The sequence below is a fragment of the Microbacterium sp. UBA3394 genome, from assembly GCF_002358725.1.
Taxonomy (GTDB): domain Bacteria; phylum Actinomycetota; class Actinomycetes; order Actinomycetales; family Microbacteriaceae; genus Microbacterium; species Microbacterium luteum.
The window spans coordinates 1-9,790 of the sequence record NZ_DEPK01000217.1 but is presented as its reverse complement, the minus strand read 5'-3'; the positions used below and the strand labels follow the sequence as shown (position 1 = coordinate 9,790).

Annotated in this window: 12 protein-coding genes; all 12 read right to left on the bottom strand. The window is 71.1% G+C overall.

Features of this window, described 5'->3' with window-relative positions; all coding sequences use genetic code 11:
• Positions 1–1,196 (bottom strand): Dyp-type peroxidase (locus B4E30_RS13325; RefSeq protein WP_286795565.1); only part of this gene is annotated, 1,196 nt, incomplete at its 3' end.
• Entirely contained in the window at positions 1,196–1,768 is a 573-nt protein-coding gene (locus B4E30_RS13320) for a copper chaperone PCu(A)C (protein ID WP_194384045.1), read from the bottom strand. The genes B4E30_RS13325 and B4E30_RS13320, both read right to left, overlap by 1 nt.
• Positions 1,769–1,800: 32 nt before the next feature.
• Positions 1,801–2,397 (bottom strand): copper resistance CopC family protein, encoded by a 597-nt coding sequence (locus B4E30_RS13315; RefSeq protein WP_194384046.1) that lies wholly within the window; start codon positions 2,395–2,397, stop codon positions 1,801–1,803.
• Positions 2,398–2,493: 96 nt separating this feature from the next.
• Positions 2,494–3,099 (bottom strand): hypothetical protein, encoded by a 606-nt coding sequence (locus tag B4E30_RS13310; RefSeq protein ID WP_286795564.1) that lies wholly within the window; start codon positions 3,097–3,099, stop codon positions 2,494–2,496.
• 39 nt (positions 3,100–3,138) lie between these two features.
• Positions 3,139–4,002 carry a MurR/RpiR family transcriptional regulator gene (locus B4E30_RS13305; RefSeq protein WP_286795563.1) on the bottom strand — a complete coding sequence of 288 codons (864 nt, stop codon included), beginning with the start codon at positions 4,000–4,002 and terminating at the stop codon, positions 3,139–3,141.
• The gene (gene phnE, locus B4E30_RS13300) at positions 3,980–4,825 is read right to left on the bottom strand and encodes a phosphonate ABC transporter, permease protein PhnE (protein WP_286795562.1); all 846 of its coding nucleotides are present in this window, start codon (positions 4,823–4,825) and stop codon (positions 3,980–3,982) included. Before phnE (B4E30_RS13300) ends, B4E30_RS13305 begins: the two co-directional genes overlap by 23 nt.
• Positions 4,822–5,625: a phosphonate ABC transporter, permease protein PhnE gene (gene phnE, locus B4E30_RS13295; RefSeq protein WP_286795561.1), complete on the bottom strand. Its 804-nt coding sequence runs from the start codon at positions 5,623–5,625 to the stop codon at positions 4,822–4,824. Before phnE (B4E30_RS13295) ends, phnE (B4E30_RS13300) begins: the two co-directional genes overlap by 4 nt.
• 1 nt (position 5,626) lies before the next feature.
• On the bottom strand, positions 5,627–6,448 hold the full coding sequence (phnC, locus tag B4E30_RS13290; RefSeq protein ID WP_286795560.1) for a phosphonate ABC transporter ATP-binding protein: 822 nt from the start codon (positions 6,446–6,448) through the stop codon (positions 5,627–5,629).
• Between the two features lie 20 nt (positions 6,449–6,468).
• Positions 6,469–7,485, bottom strand: a complete 1,017-nt coding sequence (phnD, locus tag B4E30_RS13285; protein WP_286795559.1) for a phosphate/phosphite/phosphonate ABC transporter substrate-binding protein — start codon at positions 7,483–7,485, stop codon at positions 6,469–6,471.
• A 37-nt stretch (positions 7,486–7,522) separates the two neighbouring features.
• On the bottom strand, positions 7,523–8,209 hold the full coding sequence (locus tag B4E30_RS13280; RefSeq protein WP_286795558.1) for an HAD family hydrolase: 687 nt from the start codon (positions 8,207–8,209) through the stop codon (positions 7,523–7,525).
• A gap of 291 nt (positions 8,210–8,500) precedes the next feature.
• On the bottom strand, positions 8,501–9,265 hold the full coding sequence (locus tag B4E30_RS13275; RefSeq protein ID WP_286795557.1) for a YqjF family protein: 765 nt from the start codon (positions 9,263–9,265) through the stop codon (positions 8,501–8,503).
• Positions 9,262–9,790: zinc-binding dehydrogenase (locus tag B4E30_RS13270; RefSeq protein ID WP_286795556.1), on the bottom strand; the 529-nt coding region annotated here is incomplete at its 5' end. The genes B4E30_RS13270 and B4E30_RS13275, both read right to left, overlap by 4 nt.

Genomic DNA, 9,790 nt, shown 5'->3' with positions numbered 1-9,790 from the left:
CCGCCCTCGGCGCAGCCCGGCGGCACGGCGAAGACGGCGGACCCGATCGGCGTCGTCCACTCGTTGAGCAGATCGAGTTCGTCGAGGCGCCGCTGGATGGGCGTGAACTGCTTGTCGACGTCTGCCTGGAACGACACGAAGATGAGCCCGGAGTCCGACACCCGGTCGCCGGTGGGCGCCTCGTCGTAGTTGTAGGCGCGCCGGAAGATCCGCTGCGTCGGGTCGTCGGGTCGGGACCGCCGCATGTGCGAGAACTCCGGGATCACGGGGAACCCGATGGCCGTGGTGGCTTCGAAGTCGGGCTCGTCGTGCTCCGCGGTGCCCGTCAGCGGCGCACCGTTGGACAGATAGCGGCCGACGGACTGCTCCCGCCCGGGCCGATCGAGCTGGTCCCACGTGTCGAGGTCCATCTGGATGCGGCGCACGACCGCGCCGGTGCCGCCGGCCATCCAGCCTTCGGTGTTCCACACCACGGTGTCGAACTCACTCGTGCCCGGCTGCGGATTGGCCGTGCCGTCGACCTGGCCGAACAGATTGCGCATCGTCGTGCCGGGGGCGACCGAGCCGTAGGCGCGACGGAAGCCGTGCTGCGTCCACTTCACGTCGGCGAAGCTGCGCGCATCCTTCAGCAGCATGCGCGTGGCGTGGGCGACGGTCGTCGGGTCGTCGCCGGCGAACTGGATGAGCAGGTCGCCCTCGCTGAACTCCGGCTGCAGCTTGTCGATGCCGAACGCGGGCAGCGGCGCGAGCCAGGCGGGTCCGGTCCCGCCCGCGCGTGCGACGAATCCGGGACCGAAGCCGAACGTCACCGTGAGGCGCGCCGGCGGGGAGGCCATCTCGGGTTCGGAGTCGGCGAGTGCCGCCTCCCCCTGCGTCAGGCGCGACGCATCATCGGTGAGGACCTGCATGAGACGGCGGAGCCCGTCGCGGTCGACGTCGTCGTGCAGGCTCAGGCCCACGAAGGTGCCGTGCGCCTGGGCGTCGGTGTCGACGCCGGCCTGATGTGCTCCGTAGAAGGGCACCACGGTGTCGCCGTTCAGCGGCACCGAGGCGGATGCGCTCGGAGAGTCGTTCTGGGAGAGGGCCAGGTCGGCGCCGATCGCGGCAGCGGCGCCGACGCCGGCGACAGCTCCCCCGAGGAGGAACTGCCGCCGGGTCGAGCCGGATCGGCCCGCGCCCTTGTCGGGCGCGGCCATCAGCTGTCGTCCGACCCGCTCGTGTCGGACTCGTCCATGTCCATGTCCATCTCGGAGTCGTCGCCGACGTAGTTCTCGTTGGCGCCCGAGTAGTCCTTCACCGGGGCCGTGAACTCCACCGTCGAGTCGTCGGCGAAGGTCAGCGTGAAGGTGACCTCCTCGCCGGCCACGATGGGCTGCTCGAGCCCCATCAGCATGATGTGGCTGCCGCCGGGCTCGAGCGCGTAGGTGCCCTCGGCGGGGATGACGAAGCCGCCGTCGATCGGCTGCATGACCATCTCCCCGGTCTCGTCGGTGACCGTCTCGTGCAGCTCGATCATCGGGGAGACCTCCGTCGAGGCGGCGACGACGGTGATGTCTTCGCCGGAGGAGTTCTCCAACTCCCCGAAGGCCGCCGACATGCCGGACTCGGCGGACTTCACCCACGCGTCGCTGATCGCGAAGGAGTCCGCCTGGGTGGCGGCCTCGGTGTCGGCGGCGGGCGTCGAGGTGGACGCACAGCCGGCGAGCAGAAGTGCGCCCGCTGCCAGGAGCACGCCGAAACGAGAGGTGGTGCGGATGGTCGTGTTCACAGGATTGCCTTTCAGTGTGCGATGGCGACGGGTCACGACTCGTCGCCGGTGCCGGCCTTTCGCCGGCGGGTGAGGGAGATGAGCGCGAAGGCGGCGACCGCGACGGCCGCCCCACCCGCGCCGATGAGCACGAGACGCATCGCGCCCGCGCTCTCCTGTGTGCTCTGACTCTGCGACGACGCCGGGTCGCCGACGCTGTCACCCGTACTCGCGGTCGTGTCGGTCGCGGCCCGCTCGAGAGGCTCGGCATCACCGATCGTGAACGGCACGAGACCGCTGATCGGATGGCCGTCCTCGGAGACGACGCGCCAGCGCACCTCGTATCCCGCTTCCGGCATATCCGGCTCGAGCGCGATCGTCACGACGTTGTCGCTCCGCTCGGGCTCGCCGTCGGCCCAGTCATGGCCATCGGCGTCGGCGACGACGACGGCCGCCCCCATCGGGAGGATCTCACCCGAGAAGGTGAGCGTCACCGACTCGGGAGCCACGGCGAGCTGCTCGTCCGTGGCCGGGGTGCTCGAGATCAGTTCGTCGTGCGCGGCGGCGGGGGCCGCGACGACGACGGTGGATCCGAGCACGATGCTCGTCGCGGCAACCGCCGTGACGAGGCGCGTGCGGATGCGGAACATCGACGACGCCCTTCTGCGCACGATCGTGCGCGAGTACTCCGCTCGGCCTCGGCCGAGCGCGAAGGATCCGTCGCCCGGAACGGACGACGGCGGTGGTCAGAGCACTCGGAGGGCGGGCGGTCCGCGGCGCCGCAGGGGCGCCAGGCGGGGGGCGTCGTCGACCGACGGAGCAACGACGAAGAGAGGGGCGCGGGGCGCATCCGGAACCGGGGAGAGCACGGCGACGGGCTGACGCCGGCGCCACCACGCGACCAGCTCGCCGGCCAGGGTGCGCAGCGCGGCGAGAACCCGCTCGCCTCGGTGCAGCGCCGCGACCGTGACGACGGCCGCGAGCACGTGCCAGCCCCACATGGCGGCATCGGCATACAACGCGGCGGTCGTCTCGCCGGACAGCGGCGCCAGCGTGATCGCACCGTGGTGGTGGCCGCCGGCCGTCACCGCCCCGGCATCGGCCGCGCCGAGCACGAACAGCACGTGGAAGAGCACCTGACTGAGCGTGACCGACAGCGACAGGCGGAAGACGGAGAGGCGTCGACCGGCCAAGAGAGTGCAGACGAACACCCACAGCACCCACGGCACGACGATGCCGAGCCATCCGGGCATCGCACCGCCACCGGCGACGTGGGACAGCAGCGCGACGAATGTCGCGACGGATGCGGCGACGAGACCACGAGCGACCCGAGGTGCCCGTGACTGACGCATGGTCCCCATTGTCGCACCTCCGCCGGGGGAGGTGAGTCCTCACTCGTCGAGCGAGTGCCCCAGCACGGAGAGGGTGGCCGAACGGGCGTCGCGACCCTGGTCGCCGCGGCGCGCGACCAGAAGGCCCACGACCGATTCGGTGACGAGCATGAGCGAGGCTCGGGAGGCGTGCTCCAGCTCTTCGCGGAAGGATCCGCGCACCGGGGGGATCACGAGCGCGATGTCGGCGGATTCGGCGACCGCCGACCGCGCGAAGGAGGTGATCGCGATCACGCGGGCGCCGCTCTCGCGTGCCGCGGTCATGACCGCGAGCGTCGCACGGTTGACCCCCGACCCCGAGATGACAAGGCAGACGGCGCTCGCGCCGAGTTGGCGGGCCGCGATCTCCTGTCCGAGGGTGTCCGGCAGGTACTCTGCGGGGCGTCCGGCGGCCGTCAGGCGCAGCACCATGTCCAGTCCGAGCGGTGCGGACAGGCCGTTCGCGGCCACCAGCACTCGCGTCGCGCCGTCCAGGGCGCCGACGAAGCCTTCGAGCTGGTCGTCGGTGAGGGCGGTGACCGTCTGCGGCAGGCGCGCGCTGAAGGCATCCACCTCGGCTCGCAGCGCGCCGAGCATCGAGCCGTCGCTCGTCACGGCGGGGGCCGCCGATCCGCGTGCGAGCTCACGGGCGAGGGCCACCCGCAACTGCGGATAGCCGTCGTAGCCGAGAGTCTGCGCGGTCCGGATGACGGTGGCACGGCCCACCCCGACGGCCTCGGCGACCTCCTGCGCCGACCGGTCGATGGCCGACTCGATGTCGGCGGCGATCGCCTCGGCGACCCGTCGCTCACTGGGCTGCATCGAGGGGGCGAGGGCGGCGACGCGCGCGCTCGGGGGCGCGTCAGAGGATCCGACCCAGGTCACGTGCGCCCGCCCCCTCCATGATCCGGCGGCGAATCGCGCCGGAGATCGCATCCATGAGCATCGTGGCCGCGACCACGACGATCAGGAGCATGCCGACCGTATCCCACTCTCGGAAGTTGGTGTAGTTCGACAGCATGTTGCCGATGCCGCCCGCGCCGATGAGGCCGAGCACCGCCGACGTGCGGATGTTGATCTCGAACCGGTAGAGCGCGAAGGACATCAGGCCGGGCGCGGCCGCCGGCCACAGCGCCCAGCGGGCGACCTCGGTGGTGGTGCCCCCTGCCGCGCGGACCGCCTCGGATGCGCCCTCCTGCACCGCCTCGATCGTCTCGTAGGTCCACTTGCCCTGGGTGCCGATGCCGGCGAGGCCGAGCGCGAGCGCTCCGGTGAACGGGGTGAGACCCGTGACCGTGAGGAGGATCAGCGCGATCACGACCTCCGGCACGGCACGGATGACGGCGAACAGGCCTCGCAGCGGGATGCGCACCCACACCGGTCCGACGCCTCGCGCAGCGAGCATCCCGAGGGGAATAGAGAACACCACGCACAGGATGGCGCCGAGCCACGCCATCGAGATCGACCGCCACGTCTCCACCAGAGCGCGGGGAAGCCGCTCCCAGTTCGGATCGACGAACATGAGCGTGCCGTAGTGCCAGACCTCACCCGGGATCGCGAGCAGGTCCGCCCACGTCACGTCGAGGCCGGTCGTCGACAGCATCACGATCGCGCCGACCACCAGCGCCGTGAGGGTCGGGATGAGCTTCGACGGGCGGGGCGGCACGCGCAGCGCCGCACGCGGCGGGGCGGAAGCGGTGAGGGTCATACGAGCCTGCGCCTCAGGAAGTTCGAGAACCATTCGATGGCGATGACGACCACGAGGATCTCGAGGATGATGATCGCCACGTCGTCGTAGGCGAAGAAGGCGCGGCGTTCGTCGAGGAGCCGCCCGACGCCGCCCGCGCCGACGATGCCGAGGATCGCCGAGATGCGCACGTTGAGCTCCAGCGCGTACAGCCACTGGTTGGCGAACAGCGGCCACGACTGCGGCAGTGCCGTCACCCGGTTGATCTGGCTCTGCGTGCCTCCGGCCGCTCGCCCCGCCTCCATGTACGGGTGGTCGGCGGAGTCGATGGCCTCGGAGACGAGCTTGACGACGATGCCGATGTCGAACAGGAACAGCGTCAGCAGGCCCGGGAGGGCGCCGACGCCGACCATCGCGACGAGGATCGTCGCGTAGACCAGATCGGGCACGGCGCGGACCACGTTGATCACCGCGCGGACGAGCCGCCGCGTGAATCCGTTCGGGTTCGTCGGACGCGCCGCCCACAGTGTCAGCGGCACCGAGACCACCACGGCGGCAGCCGCGCCCACGATCGCCATCTGCACGGTCTCCAGCACCGGCTGGATGGTGCGCGGCACGAACGAGAAGTCCGGCTGCAGCAGCTGACCGACCTTGTCGGCGCCGTTCCGCCAGTTCTGCACGATCGCGCCGAAGTCCAGCTCGACGCCGCCGATCGCAGGCAGACACGTGGCGACGGTGAAGGCGGTGAAGGCCAGCGCGATGAGCGCCACGCGCAGCCGCTGCGTCGGCTTCGGCGGCACCCGCAGGTGTGCACCCGACATCTCAGGCCTCCATGCGGTCGCGCGACTGAATGGGACGACCGTAGATCTGCTCGAAGTCGGTGTCGGTCGCCTCCCCCGCGGGGCCGTCGTAGACGAGCTCCCCGTCGCGGAGGCCGATCATGCGGGTGGTGTACTGCCGCGCCAGGTCCATCAGGTGGATGTTCACCAGCACCGTCAGCCCACGATCGACGTTGATGCGGCGCAGGTCGTCCATGACGGCGTGCGCCGTCGGCGGGTCGAGGCTCGCCACCGGCTCGTCGGCGAGCATCACCGCCGGCTCCTGCGTGAGGGCCCGCGCGATCGCGACCCGCTGCTTCTGACCGCCCGAGAGCGCGCCGGCGCGCATCCATACCTTCTCGAGCATGCCGACCGAGTCCAGTGCCGTGAGGGCGAGATCGCGATCGCGGGCCGATGTGACCCCGAGCACCGTGCGATAGGTCGGCGTGTGGGCGAATCTGCCGACGAGCACGTTGCGGTAGACGCTCGTGCGCTCGGCGAGGTTGAAGCCCTGGAAGATCATGCCGATGTGGCCGCGGAGTTCCCGCAGCCGTCGGCCCCTCAGGCCGGTGACCGTCGTCGACCCGACGGCGACCGTGCCACTGCTCGGCTCGACGAGCCCGTTGACGGTTCGGATGAGCGTCGACTTGCCGGAGCCCGACAGGCCCACGATCGAGACCATCTCGCCCGCGGCGATCTCGGCCGAGACGTTCTTGAGAGCCCGCGTGCCGTTCGGATAGGTGACCGAGACGTCGTCGAGCCGGATGGACCACGGCGTGGAGGCCGGGGCGACCCCGACCTCCACGCCGTGCGTGTCTTCACGCATGTGAGGTGTGCCCGAGGGGATCAGCCGGCGAAGGTCGCGAGGATCTCGCCGTAGCGGTCGATCTCCTCCTGCGCGGTGTCGGCGGTCCAGTCCGAGAGTCCGACGAGGTCGAACATGACGGTCGCGGCCTCCTCCGACGAGTCGGCGTACTCGTCCATGAGGGTGGTGAGCTCTGCGACGAGGTCGGCGGGCAGGCTCGGGGCGACCGCGACGCCGCCGTTGGGGATCATGTCGGTGTAGGCGAAGGCGACCACCTTCTCGGCGATGTCCGGGACCTCCTCGGTCACCGTGGTGCGCGCATCCCAGTAGGCGAAGCCGACCTCGGCATCGCCGTTGGCGACCGCCAGCACGGCGTTGTTGTTGCCCTCGACCGGGATCTGCTCGATGTCGGCGTCGGTGTCGATGCCCGCCTCGCGCATGGTCACGACCGGGTACTGGTAGCCCGCGGGCGACGTCGCCGCCTGCAGCGCGACCTCGGTGCCCGGTTCGATCTTCGAGAAGGCCTCGATGGCCGCGGGCCCGCTGCCCATGGCGGAGGCGCCCGCCTCCTCGATGCCGTTGCAGTAGGACAGCTCGATGCCGCTGGCGTCGTACGTCGCCATGACGGGCTCGTCGTCGCAGTAGGTGTCGGGGTCGTTGGTGTACGCCACCGACGCGTACGAGGTGGCGCCGAAGCGCACGTCACGCAGGATCAGCTCCGCGTCGTAGCGCTCGATGGCGTTGTAGAGCGATCCGGCGTCGGTGATGACCACCTGCGCCTGGTCGGCGCCGAGGGCCTCGACCGTCGCGGCGTAGTCGGTGGCCACGACGCCCTCGACCTCGATCCCGAGGTTGTCGGACAGGTAGGTGGTGAGCGGGTCGAGCGCCTCGGCGAGGTCTTCGCCCTCGACCGAGGGGACGAGCGAGATGGTGATCGACTCGGGCCAGGCGGTCTCGGTGTCGGCGGCGTTCGAGGTGTCGGCGTCGGTGCTGGAGCATCCGGCGAGGGCGAGAAGCGCCACGGCGGCGACGCTGGTGGCGAGCAGGGAGGTGCGCATGTCGAGCAGGCCTTTCGGGTGTGGGTGTGAGGGAGTGTCAGGCGGTCAGGTGAGCGGGAGACGAGCCGGATGCCGCCGCGGCGGTCCAGGCGCGAAGATCGTCGGAGAGGTCGGCGATCGTGCGCCCGCGCAGCGTTGCGGGGAACGGCGAGGAGTCGCAGGTGGCGCCCACGAGCGCCGTGTCGGCACCGAGAGCCGCCGCGGGGGCCAGGTCGAACTCGGCGATGTCGCCGATCGAGAGCACGGGGCCGTCCTCGAGTGCGCCGCGGATCACGGCCGACAGTCCGTCCGGCTTGCCGACGGTGAAGTGCATCGCCGAGAAGAGGTCGGCGATGCCCCAGTCGGCGAGGAGCTCCCGCACGCCGGCGTCGGGAGCATTGGTCGCCAGCACGAGCCGGGCGTCGCCGGCGAGGTCGCGCAGGAGGTCGGCGATTCCGGCCGGGGGTGCCACCGGCGCCGCCGGGGTGCCGAGCACGTCACGGCTGGTCTCGTAGGCCGCGCTGACGTCGTCGGAGGCGATGCCGGCGTGCTCCGCGGCGGTTCCGACGGCGTGGTACCCGTCGCGGTATCCCGAGTCTCCCGCCGCGAAGGAGGCGAGTTCCGCCTCGGCCGTGGTGAGGAAGCCGTCACCGGCGACCCGGGCGAGGGAGCGGGCGTAGGCGACGATCGGTCCGTCGCCGAGGGCGAGCGTTCCGTCGAGGTCGAAGACGATGGTGCCAATCACGTGGGTCCCTTCCGCGCCCATGTGGACGCAGCGTCCAAACTAGACCGCCATTGTGGACGGAATGCTCACCGGCAGATGAACAACCGGTTACGAGGCCTGCGGATGGGCTCCCCCGCCGTCGACAAAACAGGAGATTTCGCGGCGACCAGGCGTGATGACCCTGTTTCCCGCGGCCACGGCGCCGATCTCCTGTTTTGTTGACGCGAGAACCCACGTACCGGCGCGGAAACGGCGCCGAGCGGGCGCGGTAGGGGCGCGGAGTGGGCACGGAAACGGCGCGTCGGGGCGGTGTCAGACGCGGCGGGCGCCCGAGAACCGCGTGATCAGGCCCGGGTGGTCGAACGGCATCGCGAGGACGGAGTCGGGTGCTCGATCGGCGAGGTCGGCGAATCCGGCCGCGGCGAGCAAATCGTCGTCGAGGGCGAGCAGCTCGGCCCCGACGAGAGGCCAGGGCTCGTGCTCGTTCGCGGCCCAGATCGTGCGGCCGAGATGCCGCTCGTGAAACCCCCATCGCGCGGTGAGGAACCGGGACAACGGCGTGTCGACCGCGGTCTCGCCGATCGCCACGCGGATGCGCGTGCGCGGCTCTCCGGGTCGTCCGCTCGAGGATCGACGCCGTGAGCGGAACTCCCGCACCCGCGCGCCGGGCTCATCGCGCATGCCGATCTGCGACCACCGGTAGGGGAGTCCGAAGAGGGCTCGCGCGGTGAGCACGGGGAGGAGGTGCTCGGCCTCCAGCGTCTGGAAGACGACGCCGCGCCTTCCGGCGGCATCCACGCCATAGGTGCGGACGTTGATCTCGCAGAAAGTGCCCAGGCGCGGCACCGGCCCGAAGGGCAGGAACCGGAAGTCGGACAGCACGAAGGGGACGAGGGCGATCCAGGCCGACCCGTCGAACACATCGGGTTCGACACCGGCCGGCAGCAGCGGCCGGATTCGGTCGAGATCCACCCGCCAGTGCAGGAACACGGCACGGCTCCAACGCTGGGCGATCCGTGCCCGTCCGGGCAGTGCGGGCGCGCCGGGCTCGAGCAGCGGCATGTCGGAGCGGGTCATCGACTCGGGTCGATCAGCGTCATGCCGGCCGGCGACGACCGGTCGAGCACGGGCAGGAGGGCGGCGGCGTCATCGAGCGAGACGACCGCTTCGACGAGGTCCTGCGGACGCAGATCGCCGCGCTCGATGAGCGACAGCATCGCCGGATAGTCGACGGCGGCCATGCCGTGGCTGCCGAGCACGTCGAGTTCCCACGCGATCGCGCGCGCCATCGGCACCGGCGACAGACCCGTGGGGCTCGGCAGCAGTCCCACCTGCACGTGGCGTCCGCGCCGGCGCAGCGACAGCACGGCATCGGCGCAGGTCTGCTCCGACCCGACGGCATCCATCGACACGTGACTTCCGCCGTCGGTCAACGACCGGATGCGCGCGGGCACATCGTCGCCGGCCGGCACGACGTGGTCGGCGCCGAGTCGCACGGCCGTCTGCCGCGCGCGTTCACTGCGGTCGACGGCGACGACCCGCGCGCCCAGCGCCTTGGCGATCATCACGGCACTGAGGCCCACTCCGCCGGCGCCGACGATC

Coding starts and splice junctions, on each gene's coding strand:
- B4E30_RS13315 (WP_194384046.1), bottom strand. CDS start 2,397: ATGTTCCGCATCCGCACGCGCCTCGTCACGGCGGTTGCCGCGACGAGC.
- B4E30_RS13310 (WP_286795564.1), bottom strand. CDS start 3,099: ATGCGTCAGTCACGGGCACCTCGGGTCGCTCGTGGTCTCGTCGCCGCA.
- phnE (WP_286795562.1), bottom strand. CDS start 4,825: ATGACCCTCACCGCTTCCGCCCCGCCGCGTGCGGCGCTGCGCGTGCCG.
- phnE (WP_286795561.1), bottom strand. CDS start 5,625: ATGTCGGGTGCACACCTGCGGGTGCCGCCGAAGCCGACGCAGCGGCTG.
- phnC (WP_286795560.1), bottom strand. CDS start 6,448: ATGCGTGAAGACACGCACGGCGTGGAGGTCGGGGTCGCCCCGGCCTCC.
- phnD (WP_286795559.1), bottom strand. CDS start 7,485: ATGCGCACCTCCCTGCTCGCCACCAGCGTCGCCGCCGTGGCGCTTCTC.
- B4E30_RS13275 (WP_286795557.1), bottom strand. CDS start 9,265: ATGACCCGCTCCGACATGCCGCTGCTCGAGCCCGGCGCGCCCGCACTG.